15 protein-coding genes are annotated in these 16437 nt (G+C 65.2%); 6 read left to right on the forward strand and 9 right to left on the reverse strand.

The genetic code is table 11. The annotated features are described in order from the left end of the window. Positions 1 to 502 (reverse strand): response regulator transcription factor (locus tag PMN64_RS17255; RefSeq protein ID WP_411781468.1); only part of this gene is annotated, 502 nt, incomplete at its 3' end. Positions 503 to 652: 150 nt separating this feature from the next. Continuing rightward, positions 653 to 1165, reverse strand: a complete 513-nt coding sequence (locus PMN64_RS17260; protein ID WP_196238113.1) for a hypothetical protein — start codon at positions 1163 to 1165, stop codon at positions 653 to 655. A gap of 435 nt (positions 1166 to 1600) precedes the next feature. Here PMN64_RS17260 and PMN64_RS17265 point away from each other — a divergent pair, with 435 nt between their 5' ends. Next, a complete protein-coding gene (locus tag PMN64_RS17265; RefSeq protein WP_028338475.1) occupies positions 1601 to 3064 on the forward strand; it encodes a catalase in 1464 nt (487 codons plus the stop codon). 213 nt (positions 3065 to 3277) lie between these two features. Here PMN64_RS17265 and PMN64_RS17270 read toward each other — a convergent pair whose 3' ends face one another. From PMN64_RS17270 to PMN64_RS17280, 3 genes are all read right to left on the reverse strand, one after another. Beyond that, positions 3278 to 5617, reverse strand: a complete 2340-nt coding sequence (locus PMN64_RS17270) for a Tex family protein (RefSeq protein WP_411781469.1) — start codon at positions 5615 to 5617, stop codon at positions 3278 to 3280. A 114-nt stretch (positions 5618 to 5731) separates the two neighbouring features. Then, on the reverse strand, positions 5732 to 6586 hold the full coding sequence (locus PMN64_RS17275; RefSeq protein WP_028338473.1) for an amidohydrolase family protein: 855 nt from the start codon (positions 6584 to 6586) through the stop codon (positions 5732 to 5734). Next, positions 6583 to 7629 (reverse strand): aldo/keto reductase, encoded by a 1047-nt coding sequence (locus PMN64_RS17280; protein ID WP_051447696.1) that lies wholly within the window; start codon positions 7627 to 7629, stop codon positions 6583 to 6585. Before PMN64_RS17280 ends, PMN64_RS17275 begins: the two co-directional genes overlap by 4 nt. Positions 7630 to 7981: 352 nt before the next feature. Between PMN64_RS17280 and PMN64_RS17285 the strand changes: the two genes are divergently transcribed. Beyond that, complete coding sequence (locus PMN64_RS17285) at positions 7982 to 9112, forward strand: hypothetical protein (protein ID WP_411781470.1); 1131 nt, start codon at positions 7982 to 7984, stop codon at positions 9110 to 9112. Between the two features lie 27 nt (positions 9113 to 9139). Here PMN64_RS17285 and PMN64_RS17290 read toward each other — a convergent pair whose 3' ends face one another. After that, positions 9140 to 9454, reverse strand: a complete 315-nt coding sequence (locus tag PMN64_RS17290) for a hypothetical protein (RefSeq protein WP_028338470.1) — start codon at positions 9452 to 9454, stop codon at positions 9140 to 9142. An 80-nt stretch (positions 9455 to 9534) separates the two neighbouring features. Between PMN64_RS17290 and PMN64_RS17295 the strand changes: the two genes are divergently transcribed. Beyond that, a complete protein-coding gene (locus PMN64_RS17295; RefSeq protein ID WP_411781471.1) occupies positions 9535 to 10113 on the forward strand; it encodes a TetR/AcrR family transcriptional regulator in 579 nt (192 codons plus the stop codon). Between the two features lie 48 nt (positions 10114 to 10161). Then, complete coding sequence (locus tag PMN64_RS17300; protein ID WP_411781472.1) at positions 10162 to 10566, forward strand: GFA family protein; 405 nt, start codon at positions 10162 to 10164, stop codon at positions 10564 to 10566. 154 nt (positions 10567 to 10720) lie between these two features. Here the strand turns inward: PMN64_RS17300 and PMN64_RS17305 are convergent, their stop codons facing one another. The 3 genes from PMN64_RS17305 to PMN64_RS17315 form a co-directional block, all read right to left on the reverse strand. Continuing rightward, the gene (locus tag PMN64_RS17305; protein WP_411781473.1) at positions 10721 to 11839 is read right to left on the reverse strand and encodes a branched-chain amino acid ABC transporter substrate-binding protein; all 1119 of its coding nucleotides are present in this window, start codon (positions 11837 to 11839) and stop codon (positions 10721 to 10723) included. Between the two features lie 357 nt (positions 11840 to 12196). Further along, complete coding sequence (locus PMN64_RS17310) at positions 12197 to 12568, reverse strand: helix-turn-helix transcriptional regulator (RefSeq protein ID WP_411781474.1); 372 nt, start codon at positions 12566 to 12568, stop codon at positions 12197 to 12199. Further along, entirely contained in the window at positions 12489 to 13241 is a 753-nt protein-coding gene (locus tag PMN64_RS17315; protein WP_411781475.1) for a cupin domain-containing protein, read from the reverse strand. Before PMN64_RS17315 ends, PMN64_RS17310 begins: the two co-directional genes overlap by 80 nt. Before the next feature lie 251 nt (positions 13242 to 13492). Between PMN64_RS17315 and paaG the strand changes: the two genes are divergently transcribed. Together paaG and paaZ are read left to right on the forward strand one after the other, a co-directional pair. Next, on the forward strand, positions 13493 to 14290 hold the full coding sequence (gene paaG, locus PMN64_RS17320) for a 2-(1,2-epoxy-1,2-dihydrophenyl)acetyl-CoA isomerase PaaG (RefSeq protein WP_411781476.1): 798 nt from the start codon (positions 13493 to 13495) through the stop codon (positions 14288 to 14290). A gap of 118 nt (positions 14291 to 14408) precedes the next feature. Continuing rightward, on the forward strand, positions 14409 to 16436 hold the full coding sequence (gene paaZ, locus PMN64_RS17325; RefSeq protein ID WP_411781477.1) for a phenylacetic acid degradation bifunctional protein PaaZ: 2028 nt from the start codon (positions 14409 to 14411) through the stop codon (positions 16434 to 16436). The last annotated feature ends 1 nt before the right edge of the window (position 16437 follow it).

The following is a 16437-nucleotide window of genomic DNA, read 5'->3' on the forward strand; positions in this document are numbered from 1 at the left end:
CCAGATATTCGAGCAGCTGGAATTCCTTCGGCAGCAGCGGAATCTTGCGACCGTGGCGGCTCGCCGTGCGCGAAATCAGATCGATCGCGAGATCGCCGACCCGCAGGATGGTCTCCTTGGCAACGGTCTCGCTGCGGCGGCCGAGCGCCTCCAGCCGCGCCAGCAGTTCGACAAAGGAGAACGGCTTGACCAGATAGTCGTCGCCGCCGGCGCGCAAGCCCCGCACCCGGTCGTCGATTTCGCCGAGCGCACTGATGATCAGGAACGGCACCGCAATGCCGCCGTCGCGCATCTGACGCATCACCGTGATGCCGTCGATGTCGGGCAGCATGCGATCGATGGTGATCACGGCATAGTCGCGCGCCGCACCCTGGCTCAGCGCCTCGCGGCCGTTCGCCGCCAGATCCACATCATAACCGCTGGTGGTGAGCTCCTCGACGAGCTGATCCGCGGTTTCGGGATCGTCCTCGACGACGAGAATGCGGCGGTGAGCACCGGTCATATTCCTGAACTCTCCGAGCTGTGTTGAACTCTCCGAGTTCGCAAACTCTCCGAGCGGCCGCCCCGCGACGATCGCCGCCAGACTATCCCATTCCGGGGCAGGATGGAACGTCTGGCGACGACCGCGACAACGGTGCGGTTGGTTGGGCGATCACCAATAGTCCCCGCACACATTGACCCATTGCAGACCGTAAGCCGTCCATACCCTGCGGTAGCAGCCGTAGTCATAGCCGGCATAGAGATAGGGCGCGCCGATGAACGCGAAGCGATGGAAGCGGTGGTGGCGGAAGAAGCCGCCATGATGGAAGAAGCGCGAACCGCGGAATCCGGCGCCGGCAAACCGCGGGCCGATTGCCGGTGCACCGACGAAGCGTGGACCACCAAAGCGCCCGCCAGCGAAATGGCCGCCGCCGCCCATGGCGGCGAACGCCGCGCCGCCACCACGCATCCCACCGCCGAAACCACCGCCATGCATGCCGCCGCCAAAGCCGCCACCATGCATGCCGCCACCCATGGCACCCATGGCACCACCGTGGCCGCCACCGAAGCCACCGCCGCCATGTCCGCCACCACCACCGCCGCCTCTGGCGAGGGCAGCGGGTGCAAGGGCAACGCTGACAGCGAGCGTCGCTGCCGTGAGACACGTGAGAAGCCTATTCTTCATGAAACCCTCCCTGATTGGGACCGCGGCGAACTCGTATCGCCGCACGCGAGCATGATCAGAAGACGCAAGCCGATGCCCGACTTCAACTGACAAATGCGCCAGATTCTGACACCGGATTTAGAATTCGCGTGCCGGCATGCCGAGCGGCAGTTGCCTGGACCGGCGGCCACGATTGCGTTGGCCGGGATCGACGGACATTTGGCTGGAATCGGCGGATAGCGCTCGTTGAATCGATCGGCCGCGGTTCTTAATCCTGCAGCTATCGGAGAACAACGACGGCGTCGAGGGATCGCAGACCCGCTTCACAATTTGTCGATCACCGGGCTCTCCCCTCCTCGCCGGCCGTCATCCAATCCGCGACGCAATCGCCTTTCACCTGGCCTCCCCCGCGGGCGTCGGGACGGCGAAGTGCCGACCTTCAGCAAGGAGCTTTCGATGAGCGACGAGACCAAAAGACCTTTTCTGACCCACGCCTCCGGCGCCCCCGTTGCCGACAATGTGAACATCCTGACGGCGGGGCCGCGCGGACCCGCGCTGCTGCAGGACGTCTGGCTGATCGAGAAGCTGGCGCATTTTCACCGCGAAGTGATCCCGGAGCGGCGGATGCACGCCAAGGGCGCCGGCGCGCACGGCACCTTCACCGTGACCCACGACATCACGCGCTACACCAAGGCCAGCATCTTCTCTGAGATCGGCAAGCAGACGCCGATGTTCGCGCGGTTCTCGACGGTCGCCGGCGAGCGCGGCGCGGCGGACGCCGAGCGCGACATCCGCGGCTTCGCGCTGAAATTCTATACCGATGGAGGCAATTGGGACGTGGTCGGCAACAACACCCCGGTGTTCTTCTTCCGCGACCCCTTGCGCTTCATCGACCTCAACCACGCCATCAAGCGGCATCCGCGCACGGGGGTGCGCGACCCCGACATGAACTGGGATTTCTGGACGCTGCTGCCGGAAGCGCTGCACCAGGTCACCATCGTCATGAGCGAGCGCGGCATCCCGAAAAGCTTCCGGCACCAGCACGGCTTCGGCAGCCACACCTACAGCATGATCAATGCCGACAATGAGCGCGTCTGGGTGAAATTCCATTTCCGCACCCGGCAGGGCGTCCAGAACCTGACCGATGCCGAGGCCGAGACGCTGGTCGGCAAGGACCGCGAGAGCCACCAGCGCGACCTGTTCCAGAGCATCGAGCGCGGCGACTTCCCGCGCTGGACGCTGTTCATCCAGGTGATGACAGATGCACAGGCCAAGGCATTCCCGTTCAATCCGTTCGATTTGACCAAGGTGTGGCCGAAGGCGGATTATCCGCTGATCGAGGTCGGGTATTTCGAGCTGAATCGCAATCCGGAGAACTTCTTCGCCGAGGTCGAGCAGGCGGCGTTCACGCCGGCGAATGTCGTGCCCGGCATCGGCTATTCGCCGGACAAGATGCTGCAAGCCCGCCTGTTCTCCTATGGCGACGCCCAGCGCTACCGGCTCGGCGTCAACCACCACCAGATTCCGGTCAACGCGCCGAAATGCCCGTTCCACAGCTATCATCGCGACGGCGCGATGCGTACCGACGGCAATCTGGGCGCCACGCTGACATACTGGCCGAACAGCCATGGCGAGTGGACCGACCAGCCGCAGCTGAACGAGCCGCCGCTCGAATTGTCAGGCGCGGCCGCGCATTGGGATCATCGCCTGGACGACGACCACTGGCAGCAGCCGGGCGACCTGTTCCGCAAGATGAATGCCACGCAAAGGCAGGCCCTGTTCGACAACACCGCCCGCCAGGTCGGCAATGCGTCGAAGCACATCCAGGAACGGCACGTCGCGAATTGCAGCAAGGCCGACCCGGCCTACGGCAAGGGCGTCGCGGATGCGCTGGCGAGGTTCGCCGCCGGAATGCTGTAGCCAGGACGGCTCCCTTCGGCCCCGTCATCCTGAGGTGCCCGCGGAGCGGGCCTCGAAGGATGAATCGGCCAGAGATGGGGCCGTGCATCCTTCGAGGCTCGCAAGAGCGCGCACCTCAGGATGACGGGGACAGCTTAGGCAACTCAGCCAGAAGCGTCAGGTGGCCGATTTCGAACAAGGCGGCGAACTCGGCTTGCCGTCCTCCTCCGCGGCTCAGGTCGGCTTGCCGCGTCCGCTCTTCTCGGCCGCGCGGCGCAGTGCGTCGGCGAGCGCGCTGCCGCCGGACTGCTCCTGCGGACGGCGCGGAGCCGACGAGGTCATCTTGCCGCGCGAGAAATCGCGCGACGGCGCCGCATTGTCCTTCTTCGGCCCGATCTCGTCGTCAAGCCGCAGCGTCAGCGCGATGCGCTTGCGCGCGACCTCGACGTCCAGCACCTTGACCTTGACGATATCGCCCGGCTTCACCACCTCGCGCGGGTCCTTGATGAAATTCCGCGACATTGCCGAGATGTGCACCAGCCCATCCTGATGCACGCCGATATCGACAAAGGCACCGAAGGCGGCGACGTTGGTCACGGTGCCCTCGAGGATCATGCCCTTCTTGAGGTCCTTGACCTCCTCGACGCCTTCCTTGAACACCGCCGCCTTGAACGCCGGACGCGGGTCGCGGCCGGGCTTTTCCAGCTCGCGTAGAATGTCGGTGACGGTCGGTAATCCGAACGTATCGTCGACGAAGGACTGCGGCTTGAGACCCCGCACCACGTCGGCATTGCCGATCAGCGCCTTGATGTCGCTCTTGGTCGCTTCGAGGATACGGCGTACCACCGGATAGGCTTCCGGATGCACGCCGGATGAATCGAGCGGGTCCTCGCCATTGCTGATGCGCAGGAAGCCGGCGCACTGCTCGAACGCCTTCGGCCCGAGCCGCGGCACCTCCTTCAGCGCCTTGCGCGACTTGAACGGGCCGTTGGCGTCGCGGTGCTGCACGATGCTCTGCGCCAGTCCCTGGCCGATGCCCGACACTCGCGCGAGCAGCGGCACCGAGGCGGTATTGGCATCGACGCCGACCGCGTTCACGCAGTCTTCCACCACGGCATCGAGCGAGCGGGCGAGCTTGGACTCGCCGAGATCGTGCTGGTACTGGCCGACGCCGATCGCCTTCGGATCGATCTTGACCAACTCAGCCAAGGGATCCTGCAGGCGCCGGGCGATCGAAACCGCGCCGCGAATGGTGACGTCGAGGTTGGGCAGTTCGTTCGAGGCGAAGGCCGAGGCCGAGTAGACCGATGCGCCGGCTTCGGAGACCACGATCTTGGTCATCTTGCGCTCGGGCAACCGCTTCACGAGCTCGGCGGCGAGCTTGTCGGTCTCGCGCGAGGCGGTGCCGTTGCCGATCGCGATCAGCTCGACGCCATGCTCGATCGCGAGCTTGCCGAGAATGGCGAGCGCCTCATCCCACCGCCGCTGCGGCTCGTGCGGGAAGATCGCCGTGTGCGCCACCACCTTGCCGGTCGCATCGATCACCGCGACCTTGACGCCGGTGCGATAGCCGGGATCGAGCCCCATGGTGGCGCGTGCGCCGGCCGGCGCCGCGAGCAAGAGGTCGCGCAAATTCGAGGCGAACACGCGCACCGCCTCGGTCTCCGCCGCGGTCCACAGCCGCAGTCGCAAATCGATATTGAGATGGATCTGGATCTTGGTGCGCCAGGCCCAGCGCACCGTCTCCGTCAGCCACTTGTCGCCCTTGCGGCCCTGGTTGGAGATCGCAAATCGGTTCATGATCTTGAGCTCGTAGAGGCCGGGCTGGCCTACGACCGGCTCCTGCGCCTCCGGCTTGATGGCGAGGTCGAGGATCTCTTCCTTCTCGCCGCGGAACAGCGCCAGGATGCGGTGCGACGGCAGCTTCGGCAGCGGCTCGGAGAAATCGAAATAGTCCTTGAACTTCTCGCCTTCGGTCTTCTTGCCGGTGCGGACGGTCGAGGCCATGATGCCGTTCGACCACATCTCCTCGCGCAGCGCGCCGATCAGGTCGGCATCCTCGGCGAAGCGCTCGACCAGGATCGCGCGCGCGCCGTCGAGCGCCGCGGCGACGTCGGCGACCTGCTTCTCGGCATTGACGAAGGGCGTCGCGGCCTCGTTCGGATCGCTCTCGGGCTGTGTGAGAAGCTGATCGGCGAGCGGCTCGAGGCCGGCTTCCTTGGCGATCTCGGCCTTGGTGCGACGCTTCGGCTTGTACGGCAGATAGATGTCCTCGAGCCGGCCCTTGCTGTCGGCGGCCATGATCTGGGCCTCGAGCGCGGCGTCGAGCTTGCCCTGCTCGCGGATCGAATTGAGCACCGCGATGCGGCGCTCCTCAAATTCACGCAAATACGTCAGCCGTTCTTCCAGCGTGCGCAGCTGGGCGTCATCAAGCGCGCCGGTGAGCTCCTTGCGGTATCGCGCGATGAACGGCACCGTGGCGCCGCCGTCGAGCAGCGTCACCGCCGCCTCGACCTGTTCGTCGCGAACCCCAAGCTCCTGCGCAATCTGATGATGAATCTTTGCCACGCTCATCTCTCTAAAAGTCCGTTGCGCCAGGGATCACCGACGGCGCGGACGCCGCTTATGGACCATCCCGGAATGATTCATCAAGGCGCGCTGTGGATCAAATTGGGCGCACGCCGCAATCTATTTCCGGGATGTTGACCGTCCGCGGCTTGACAAATAAGCCCGCGCCGCATTGCCGCCGAAAATCGCAGCTCTTGCTTCACTTGACAAATCAGCAAGCAGGCTCTCCGCGGCTGCCAACCAGTGCGCATAGCCGCCGGCGAGGTTGACGACGGGCCAGTCGCTGCCCCACAGCATCCGCTGCGGCCCGAAACATGCCAGTGCATGATCCACGGCCTCGCTGAGATCGGCAACCTGCCAGTTCGGCGCCGCCTCGGTCGCTAGGCCCGAGAGTTTGCAGACGACGTTGGATCGTGTGGCGAGGCTTGCGATGTCGTCCTTCCAGGCCGCGATGTCGCCGGTCGCAAGGTGCGGCTTGCCGAAATGGTCGAGCACGAATTGCAGGTCCGGATGGCGATCGACCACCTGGATGAGCCGCGGCAGATGGCGCGGCAGCACCAGCGCGTCGAAGACGAGGTCATGCCGCGCCATGGCCTCGAGCGGCGCTGCCAGTTCGGGGCGCAGCAGCCAGTCCTCATCGGCGATGTCCTGCACCATCGGCCGCAGGCCGACCAGGAGCTCGCGCCCGGCAATCGCATCGATCCGCGCTGCGGCGTCGGCGGCGTCGAAGTCGATCCAGCCGACCACGCCGCGCACCTGCTCGGCCCCTTTGGCGATATCGAGCAGGAATGCGGTCTCCGCTTCGGTCGGTGCGGCCTGCACCAGGATGGTGCCTCCGATCCCGGCCGCGGCGAGATGCGGCGCCAGATCGGCCAGGCTGAAGTCGCGGTAGATCGGCCCGCGTTCGGGCGTCAGCCAGCCGTAATCGGCGCGCGCCAGGGTCCAGACATGGTGATGGGCGTCGATCCGCATCATGCCGGCACCGGCGCATGCTGGTCGAGCAGCCCCTCATTCTTCAGGTCGCGCCACAGCGCGGCAGGCACGGGCGACGACAACGCGGCGACGTTGCGCTCGACCTCCTGCGGCGTCTGCGCGCCGAGCACGAGGCTTGCCACCGCCGGATGGCCGAGCGCGAAATGCAGCGCGGCGGTCGGCAGCGCCACATCGTGGGCGCGGCAGACGCGATCGATCGCCGCCACCTTCTGCATCACGTCCGGCGGCGCGTCCTTGTAATTGTACTTGGCGCCGGCAACCGCGCCGGTCGCCAGGATGCCGGAGTTGAAGACGCCACCAAGCATCATACCGATGCCCTGGGCTTGCGCCAGCGGCAGGAATTCAGCGAGCGCGGGTTGCTCGAGCAGCGAGTAGCGGCCGGCAAGCAGCATGGTGTCGAACGTTCCGGCCTTGGCGAAGCGCACGCACATCTCGGCCTCGTTGACGCCGATCCCGATACCCTTGACCACGCGTTCGGAACGCAACTTGTCGAGCGCAACATAGGCGCCCTCCATCGCCTCGCGAAACCGCGCCTCGATCGCGTCAGCTCCGTGGGTCCAGACGTCGACGTCGTGGATCAAAAGCAGGTCGATGCGATCGGTGCCGAGCCGCAGCAGCGACTGCTCCGCCGAGCGCATGGTGCCGTCATAGGAATAGTCGAACACCGCGCGATGCGGCGCGCCGCCGACGAAATTGGAGCCGTCGCCACGGCCGTGGAACGGGTCCATCCAGCGCCCGACCTTGGTACAGACGACGACGTCGTCGCGCGCCACGCGGCGCAGCGCGGTGCCGCTGCGGTGTTCGGCGAGGCCATGGCCGTAGAGCGGCGAGGAATCCAGCAGGTTGATGCCCAGCGCAAACGCCCGCTCCACTGCTGCGATCGCAGCAGTGTCGTCGAGCCGTGCGAACAGGTCGCCGAGCGGCGCCGTGCCGAAGCCGAGAATGGAGACATCGAGCCCGGTGCGGCCGAGCCTGCGGCGTGGCAGTGCCGGGGAGCCTGGATCGGAGGGTTGTTGTTGGGTCATTATCGCCTCCCGCCTGCGTTTCTTGTTAACCCCTCACCAGACTAGCGTCGTTGACCGGGATCGTGAAGAGACCTCAGCGATCGATGCCGCGGTGAGGCCTCTCATCGCGCACGCACCACATCGCTAAAATGCAATGCATAGCTTCACGTTGCCTGGCGGCGGGAAATAGGCTATGGGGGCGCTCCGTAATTTCAACGCAGGAGGCGACGATGTTCAGGTCTGTGCGCTTCCCGGGTTCGCCGCGCGATATTTGACGCGTGTCCCGGGATCGGATCCCGGGTGAAATCGCAACACCCACACGCAATCGAATCTGCTGCGGGGCCTTCGGCTCCGCGCTTGCGGAACTTTTGTCATGACCTCGACGCTTCTGGTGGCCTCCCGTCGGGAGGCCACACGCTCCGTGCTGCTCGAACGTCAGCTACGAAGGTATCATCCGCACGTTCAGGAAAAGGTCCGCGCGCTGGCCATGCGGCACACGCGTCTTGCGGACCTTGCCGCGAGCTTTCCTGCGCTGCTGTTCGCGCTGGCAGTCCCGCGAGCCGGGATCGCTTCGGCGCGCGCACGCGCATGCGTCATCGACGGCCGCTCGCTCGCGGACGCCGCCTCCGCGGCGGGCATTCCGCTGTGGCTGCGAAGATTGCCGCCGGAAGCATTCACCGCTCCGATCACGGGACTGCCCGATGACGAGATGTTTCGCCGGCAGATCGCGAACCACCTGCCGCCATCGCCGAAGCTCGCGCCGATCTGGTTGAAATCCGTCGCGGCGGTTGCCGAGCTCGCACATGGGCCGGCGGCGGTCTGGATCGCGCGCGAGCTTGTCCGGGCGCCGCCGCGCACCGATCCTGCGCGATTGCGGCTCGTCGGCCTGTGGGCGTGGTTCTCCACGCAGCCGGCGACGCTGGGACACACGCTGATCGACCGGAGGTGGACGCCGAGCATGCAGATCGGCTCGGCGCTCGCGGCCGCCGATGCGTGGAGCACGATGATCGCGCTGCATGTCAGCCTCGGCTCGGAGAAGATCGCAGATATGTGGCTGCAGCCGGGCCGCGTTGACGGTTACGACTTCATCCCGCTGAACTCGACCGCGGATATCTCGGAGGAGGCGGAAGCGATGCAGAATTGCCTGCGCACCTACGGTCCCAACCTCGCCCACAATCGCTCGCGGCTGTGGAGCGTCAGGCGGAGCGGGCAACGCGTCGCCACCCTGAGGGTTGCGGCGCGTTTTGAGGGCCCGTTGCCAGGCATCGCCGAGCTTACCGGTATCCGGAACGCCGGGATGCCGCGCGAGGTTTGGTGGGCAGCGCGCCAATGGCTGCATAGCCACGACCTGTTGCGGATGGAGATTGAGCAGCGCAGATGGGGCACCGCGCCTCTCGACCGCCCGACCTGGCGCGCGATCTGGCGTCCGTACTGGCTCGCCAGGCGGCAGATTCCGGAATGGCTACCGCTCGCTCCATCGCGCACGGCGCTCAATGCGCTGTGATGCGCATCGGCCACCGCTGCATCGTTGCTAATCGTCGGCGACAATCTGCTGGGCAAGGTTGTCGACCACCACAGGACTCTCGAAATAGGTCACGATCGGATCGGCGCCGTATTTCTCCCGGGCGCGGGCGCGCCACGCGTCGGTGTACAGCGCTTCCGCCTCCACCCTCGAGTTCCAGAAATAGATGCCGCCGGCCGTCAGCCCGTCCTCGGACAGCACATAGGTCTTTCGAAACAGCCCCTGAATGCCGCGATAGATCGGCGCGGTGCTCAGGAAGATGCTGCGGGCCTCCTCGCGGGTGATCGGCTTCGGCAGCTTGAACGTCGTGACGGCGGTAATCATCCGGATCTCCTCGGGTTCATTCTTGACATCATTGTCAATATTGACGATTGTGTCAAGAATGACCCGATGGAGTAGATCGAATGGTGGGCGTGCGTCAGTTCGACGAGGACGAGATGATCGCGACCGCGCTCGACGTGTTCTGGCGCAAGGGCCTGCACGATGCGACCATGCAGGACCTCGCGGCCGCGACCGGCGTCCAGCGCGGCAGCCTCTACAACGCCTATGGCGACAAGGAAGCGATCTTCCTGCGCGCCTTCGATCAGTATGCCGCGCAATTCCTGGACGGGGCCGGCAGCGCGCTGGCGCAGGGCGATACCTCAGCGAGGCTGAGGAGCTTCTTTGACATGATCATCGTCAACATGACGGACGGCACGCCGCAGCGGGGCTGCCTGACGACGCGCACCGCGCTCGACGCGTCCATTTCGAGCGCGGACGTGCGCCAGCGCGTGCTGGACGTGCTTACCCGGCTCGAGCAGCTGGTCGGCAAGGCCATCAGCGCGGCGCCGAACAGGCGCAGCCCGGCCGATGCGAACCGGCTGGCGCGCGTCATCGTGACGTTCACGCGCGGACTCGCCGTGATGGAGCGCGCCGGATACAGCCGCAAGCAGTTGAGGGAATCCGCCATCACATTCATCGATGCCGTGATTGGCGACGCCTGAGGCGGCGTCCTTGTCCGGCGACGGCGTCATCGTAAGGGAGAAACCAGCATGCAGGAACGGAACGGCGGCTGCCTGTGCGGCGCGGTGCGTTACACGCTCAAGAGCGAACCGCGGAGCATCGCGATATGTCATTGCACACATTGCCAGCGGCAAAGCGGCAGCCTGTTTTCGTTCAACCTCGTGATCCGCGAAGCCGACTACCAGCAGTCGGGCGAGACGGTGGTGTTCGTCGACAAGGGCGACAGCGGCCATCCGGTCGATCGTCATTTCTGCGGGCGCTGCGGGTCCCCTCTGCTTGCGAAGACCGCATTGATGCCCGGCAAGGTCGTGGTGAAAGCCGGCACGCTCGACAGCATGGAAGGATTGCAGCCGCAAGCCGAGATCTATACCGATCGCGCCGTCGAATGGCTCACGCCGATCCCCGGCGCTGCGCGCTTTGCCCGGAACGTGTGACCGGATGCGCCGGTCACGGGCGCAGCGGGAAACGATTCAGCCTGGCCAGGGTTGCGTCCGTTCCGATTGCATCGGAACGGAGGCTCTCGATTTCGCTTTGACGCGTTTTCTTCACGCGAACCGGTATCCGGTTCGCTCGAAAACGCTCGGGCGATCATTGACCGGCCGGCAGTTCGGCGTAGTTGCCGTCCTTGTCGCGGCGGTACACGACGTAGTCGATCAGGGTGATGTCACCCTTCGGCGTGTAGCTGATCTTGCCGAGCACAGTATCCCAGCTTCCGGCCTTGATGGCCGCCGCGACCTTCTTGGCGTCCGTGGTCTGGGCACGGGCTGCGGCCTGGCTCCAGATCTGGAACGCGGCGTAGCTGTAGAGCGTGTAGCCGTCGGGATCGATGCCCTTGTCCTTGAACTTCTTCAAGGTCGCGGCCGCGGTCGCCTTCTTGCGCGGGTCGGGCGAGAAGGTGAACAGCGAGCCTTCGGCGAGCGGACCTGCGATCGCGGCGAACTGCTTGTCGACCAGGGCGTCGCCGCCCATCAGCACCGCATTGACGCCCTGCTCGCGCATCTGGCGCAGGATCAACGCTGCCTCGGCATAATAGCCGCCGACATAGACGAAATCGATCGACTCCTTCTTGAAGCGGGATACCAGGGCAGCAAAATCCTTATCGCCCTTGGTATAGGCCTCATAGAGCTTTTCCTTCACGCCCGCGGCGTTGATGGCGTTCTTCGTTTCGTCGGCAAGGCCTTTGCCGTAGGTCGTCTTGTCGTGGATGATCGCGACGTTCTTGGTCTTGTAGTTCTTGATAATGTAGGCGGCCGCGACCGTGCCCTGCTGGTCATCCCGGCCGCAGACACGGAACGTGTTCCACAACCCGCGCTCGGTGAATTGCGGATTGGTCGAGCCCGGCGTGATCTGCAGCACATTGCCCTCGGCATAGGCGTCCGACGCAGGAATCGAGGTCGATGAGCAGAAATGCCCAACGACGAACGGAATCCTCGCGCCTGCCATCTTCTCGGCAACCGACACCGCCTGCTTCGGATCGCAGGCATCGTCGCCGACCTCCAGCTTCAGCTTCTTGCCAAGCACGCCACCCGCCGCATTGATGTCGGCGATCGCAAGATCAGCACCATTCTTGAACTGCTGGCCGAAGCTCGCCTCGGAGCCGGTCATCGGCCCGACCACGCCAACACTGATATCCTGTGCCATGGCGGCGCCGGACAAGGCCAGGCTCGCGCCGAGCGCAAGAAAATATCCTCGAAGTGCAAACTTCATCACATTCTCCTCGATGGTCTCAAGTCGCCTCAATGCATCGCAATCGACGAATCCGCCGATTGCAACGATCACCGGGAGGCTGCCTTTTAAGCGCGGGACGATTGGCAGGCTCGGACTGGGGCGACGGGGGATTGGACATATGCGACATCGGGCAACAATGTGAAACACGTTGTCGTGCATTGACGTCTGAAATCGCCCGCGGCGGACGATTGGCGGCGATCCTGTGTGCGCGACAGCACACAGAGCGCTGTCTGCAGCGCGCCGCCGACGGGTGATCGAACAGATCTGGCGCGCGCCGGGTTGCAGCGAACCGCAGGCAACGACCCGACGCCCTCTCAGGGAGATTGCGATATTCGGTCAGGAGCGCCGCGGCACGGCGCGGATATCCGACGGCGTCACGCCGTAATGCCGGCGGAAGGTGCGGTTGAAGTAGGACAGATCGCCGAACCCGACTTCGAATGCGATCGTACCGATGGTGCTGCCGCTGTGGCGCGGATCGGTCAGCAAATGATGCGCACGCGCCAGGCGCTGGCCGAGCACGAATTCCGAGAACGTCGAACCGACGCTTTCGAACAGCCGCTGGATATGGCGCGGCGTAAGCCTCAGCCGGGCGGCCACCGCAGGCAAGGTGAGATCGCCATAGCTGAGATTATCGTTGATGTCGGCCTTGACCGCGGCGAGCCGCGCGACCGCCAGCCAGCCCGCCGTCTTCCGCGGCAGCCGCCGCATCTCGGTTCGCGCCGATGATCAACGCCCCGAGATCGACCAGATGCCGGACGACGGCGCCGCACAGTTCGGGCGTCGCGAGCAGGTAGCTGTCGTCAAGCTCCCTGATGTAGAGCGCCAGCAGGCGCATCGCCTCGGTGTTCGCGGGCAACGGCCGGACCAGCATGTCCTCGGGATCGCGGACCAGCGCTGCCAGCGCCTTGCGCGGCAGCCTGAGACCGACGAAACGGCTCGGCGAGACCGGGACCGCCATGTTGCCGGCCTCCGCGCTCGACTGCAGCACGGCCTGCCCCGGGCCGAGCTCGATGTCGCGGTCGCGCTGCGATGCGCGGGTGTTGCCGCTCGTGATGATCGTCAGCACGAGGTCGTCATTGCCGTCGAGCAGCTCGCGCGGCCGTGCGATCTTGAGGTTGCTGCACGCCCACGATCCGATGCCGAGCCCAGGCAGCTCGCGCACATTGGCTTCGGCATGGAACGCGCCGGCGCTCAGCGGCTCCGGATCGAGCTTCACGATCATCCGCCCGATCTGCTCGCGAAAGATCGGCAAGCGGTCGCGCTCGCCGAAATCCGCGGTCGAGAACCGAAACCCGGTGATATCCGGCGACTGCATCGTCATCGGCTGATCCTTATGGCGGCGGGAGGTCGCCGCCGATATGCGGCCGATTTGTGGCAGCATGACACCGCTCGAGTGCACGGGACCGTGCTTACGTATCGGCACTTTTGCTGCAGACAGGCGATGCGCGCCGGATCATCCTGACGTTCTTGTCGGGTCTGAAATCGCAACCGAAATCGTGCTCGCTCGATGTTGCCCGACGTCGTCATCCATGCCGTTACGCGGATTATAATTGACTGACCGGACGGTCAATAGTAATCCAAGCCCACGTCACGCAACCTTTCGGCCGTCAGAAGCCGCAACGGGAGGTCATCATGGTCAGCGATTTGGTGTTGACCGATATCCGCGCCGGATATCGCGTCCTGACGCTCAACAGGCCCGATCGCCTGAATTCCTTCAGCGCCGATCTGCACGCCGCACTGATGGCCGCGCTGATCGCGGCGGAACAGGACAAGTCCTGCCGCGCGCTGATCCTGACCGGAGCCGGACGCGGATTCTGCGCCGGGCAGGATCTTTCCGATGGCGTGTTCACGCCCGGCGAAACGCCGGACCTCTCCGCACCGATCGAAAAATTCTACAATCCGCTGGTGCGCAAGCTGCGCGGCATTCCGATGCCGGTCGTGTGCGCCGTCAACGGGGTCGCCGCGGGCGCCGGCGCAAACCTGGCCCTTGCTTGCGACATCGTGATCGCCGCGCGGTCGGCCAAGTTCATCCAGGCCTTCGCCAAGCTTGGCCTCGTCCCTGACACCGGCGGCACCTGGTTGCTTCCGCGGCTCGTCGGCGGCGCGCGAGCGCGCGCACTGGCCATGTTCGCCGAGCCGATCTCCGCCGAGCGGGCGGAGACATGGGGCATGATCTGGAAGGTGGTCGAGGATTCCGACCTGATGGCCGAGGCCCACGCCCTCGCCGCCTCGCTCGCGACACAGCCGACCGATGGTCTTGCGCTGATCAAGCGGGCGCTCGATGCCTCCGAGACCAACACGCTCGATGCGCAGCTCGATCTCGAGCGCGAGCTGCAGGGCCGTGCCGGCCGGTCGGCGGACTATGCCGAAGGCGTCACCGCCTTTCTCGAAAAGCGCGCCCCGCGCTTTGTCGGACGAGCCAAGGATTGAAACGTTTCCGATTGAACATTCCGCCGCCAAGGCGAGACGCATCATTGATCACAAGTCAGAAGGTCCAATTGCGATGACACAGCCTCAATCCAGCGGTGCACGGACGGCGGACAACGTCATGAAGCTCGACAGTTTCGTGCGCGGAAAATGGTCCGGCCCGGGCGAACCGGCAGCCGAGGTTCACAGTGCCGTCACCGGCGATGTGGTGGCGGTCACGACCGGAAGCGATCTCGACATGCGCGAGATCCTCGCCTATGGCCGCGCGGTCGGCGGCAAGCATCTTGGAAAACTGACGTTCCACCAGCGCGCGGGCTTGCTGAAGGCGCTCGCCGACTATCTGACCCAGCACAAGGACCGGCTCTACAAGCTGTCGTTCCATGCGGGCGCAACCCGCACCGACGCTGTCATCGACGTCGACGGCGGCATCGGCACGTTGTTCGCCTATGCCGGCAAGGGACGCCGCGAGCTTCCGAACAGCAAATTCCTGCTCGACGGCAATATCGAAGAGCTCTCCAAGGGTGGCGCATTCGCCGGTCAGCATATCGTGACGCCGCTGCACGGCGTCGCCGTGCACATCAACGCGTTCAACTTCCCGTGCTGGGGCATGCTGGAGAAGCTGGCGCCCGCGCTGCTGGCCGGCGTGCCCGTCGTGACCAAGCCCGCGACGGTCACCTCCTATGTCGCTTACGAGCTGGTCCGGATCATCACCGAATCCGGCGTGCTGCCCGAAGGCGCTCTGCAATTCATCGTCGGATCGACCGGCGACCTGTTCGACCATCTGACCTGCCAGGACGTGGTGTCCTTCACAGGCTCGGCCGACACGTCGCAAAAACTACAGCGGCATCCGGTCATCGCGCGCGAGGCGGTCAGGTTCATCGCCGAACGGGATTCGCTGAACGCCGCAATCCTAGCTCCAGACGCCGTACCGGGCAGCCCGGAGTTCGACCTCTTCGTCAAGGAAGTGGCCAAGGAGATGACGGTCAAGGCGGGGCAGAAATGCACCGCGATCCGCCGCGCGCTGGTGCCGTCAGCGCAGCTCGACGCCGTGATCACGGCGCTGCGCGACCGTCTGGCCAAGGTCACGATCGGCAATCCCGAAAACGACAAGGTCAGGATGGGGCCGCTGGTCGGGCTCGGCCAGCGTAGCGATGTGTTTGCCCATGTCGCGAAGCTTCGCGCCGAAGCCGAACTGGTGGCCGGCGATCCCGGCAACTTCCCGCTGCTCGATGCCGACGCGAAGCGCGGCGCCTTCGTTCCGCCGCTGCTGCTGCATTGCGCGAAGCCGCTCGCCGCAACCGCAGTCCACGAGATCGAGGCGTTCGGACCTGTCAGCACCGTAATGGGATACGACGATCTGGATCAGGCCATCGCGCTGACCAATCGCGGCGGTGGTAGCCTCGTCGCATCCATCTACACGCACGACATCCCGGCTGCGACCGAGCTTGCCTTCGGCATCGGCAGTTTTCACGGCCGCGTCGCGATCATCGATCGCGACTGCGCGAGCGAGCACACCGGACACGGTTCGCCGATGCCGCAGATGGTTCACGGCGGCCCCGGCCGGGCCGGCGGCGGCGAGGAACTGGGCGGCGTCCGCAGCCTCCAGCACTACATGCAACGCACCGCGTTGCAGGGCTCGCCGGCGATGCTGAGCGGCGTCACCGGGCGCTGGTTCAAGGGCAGCCCGATGCTCGAAGGCGACCTTCACCCGTTCCGCTATCACTATGACGATCTCGAGATCGGCCGCACGCTGGTCTCGAAGTCGCGGCAGATCACGCTCGACGACATTGAGCACTTCGCGCATTTCACGGGCGACACCTTCTACGCCCATATGGACGAGGAAGCGACCAAAGGGCATCCGTTCTTCCCGGGCCGCGTCGCGCATGGCTACCTGCTGCTGTCGTTTGCCGCCGGCCTGTTCGTCGATCCCGACTACGGGCCGGTGCTAGCGAACTACGGCCTCGACTCGCTGCGCTTCGTCAAACCCGTCCAGCCCGGCGAACAGATCCAGGTGCGGCTGACCGCGAAGGAGAAGATGCCGCGCAACAAGCAATATGGCGAGGTACGCTGGGACGTCGAGATCACGACCGGCACCGGCGAAACCGCGGCGACCTACGAGCTTTTGACCATGAACGCGATGCGGGATTAAG

It is taken from the genome of Bradyrhizobium sp. UFLA01-814 (genome assembly GCF_046718885.1).
Classification (GTDB): Bacteria; Pseudomonadota; Alphaproteobacteria; order Rhizobiales; family Xanthobacteraceae; genus Bradyrhizobium; species Bradyrhizobium elkanii.

What these genes read in the sequence shown, in the direction of transcription:
- PMN64_RS17285 (WP_411781470.1), top strand. Translation starts at nt 7,982, where the DNA reads ATGACCTCGACGCTTCTGGTGGCCTCCCGTCGGGAGGCCACACGCTCC.
- PMN64_RS17300 (WP_411781472.1), top strand. Translation starts at nt 10,162, where the DNA reads ATGCAGGAACGGAACGGCGGCTGCCTGTGCGGCGCGGTGCGTTACACG.
- PMN64_RS17280 (WP_051447696.1), bottom strand. Translation starts at nt 7,629, where the DNA reads ATGACCCAACAACAACCCTCCGATCCAGGCTCCCCGGCACTGCCACGC.
- PMN64_RS17290 (WP_028338470.1), bottom strand. Translation starts at nt 9,454, where the DNA reads ATGATTACCGCCGTCACGACGTTCAAGCTGCCGAAGCCGATCACCCGC.
- PMN64_RS17305 (WP_411781473.1), bottom strand. Translation starts at nt 11,839, where the DNA reads ATGAAGTTTGCACTTCGAGGATATTTTCTTGCGCTCGGCGCGAGCCTG.
- PMN64_RS17260 (WP_196238113.1), bottom strand. Translation starts at nt 1,165, where the DNA reads ATGAAGAATAGGCTTCTCACGTGTCTCACGGCAGCGACGCTCGCTGTC.
- PMN64_RS17310 (WP_411781474.1), bottom strand. Translation starts at nt 12,568, where the DNA reads ATGCGGCGGCTGCCGCGGAAGACGGCGGGCTGGCTGGCGGTCGCGCGG.
- PMN64_RS17275 (WP_028338473.1), bottom strand. Translation starts at nt 6,586, where the DNA reads ATGATGCGGATCGACGCCCATCACCATGTCTGGACCCTGGCGCGCGCC.
- paaG (WP_411781476.1), top strand. Translation starts at nt 13,493, where the DNA reads ATGGTCAGCGATTTGGTGTTGACCGATATCCGCGCCGGATATCGCGTC.
- paaZ (WP_411781477.1), top strand. Translation starts at nt 14,409, where the DNA reads ATGAAGCTCGACAGTTTCGTGCGCGGAAAATGGTCCGGCCCGGGCGAA.
- PMN64_RS17295 (WP_411781471.1), top strand. Translation starts at nt 9,535, where the DNA reads ATGGTGGGCGTGCGTCAGTTCGACGAGGACGAGATGATCGCGACCGCG.
- PMN64_RS17270 (WP_411781469.1), bottom strand. Translation starts at nt 5,617, where the DNA reads ATGAGCGTGGCAAAGATTCATCATCAGATTGCGCAGGAGCTTGGGGTT.
- PMN64_RS17265 (WP_028338475.1), top strand. Translation starts at nt 1,601, where the DNA reads ATGAGCGACGAGACCAAAAGACCTTTTCTGACCCACGCCTCCGGCGCC.
- PMN64_RS17315 (WP_411781475.1), bottom strand. Translation starts at nt 13,241, where the DNA reads ATGCTGCCACAAATCGGCCGCATATCGGCGGCGACCTCCCGCCGCCAT.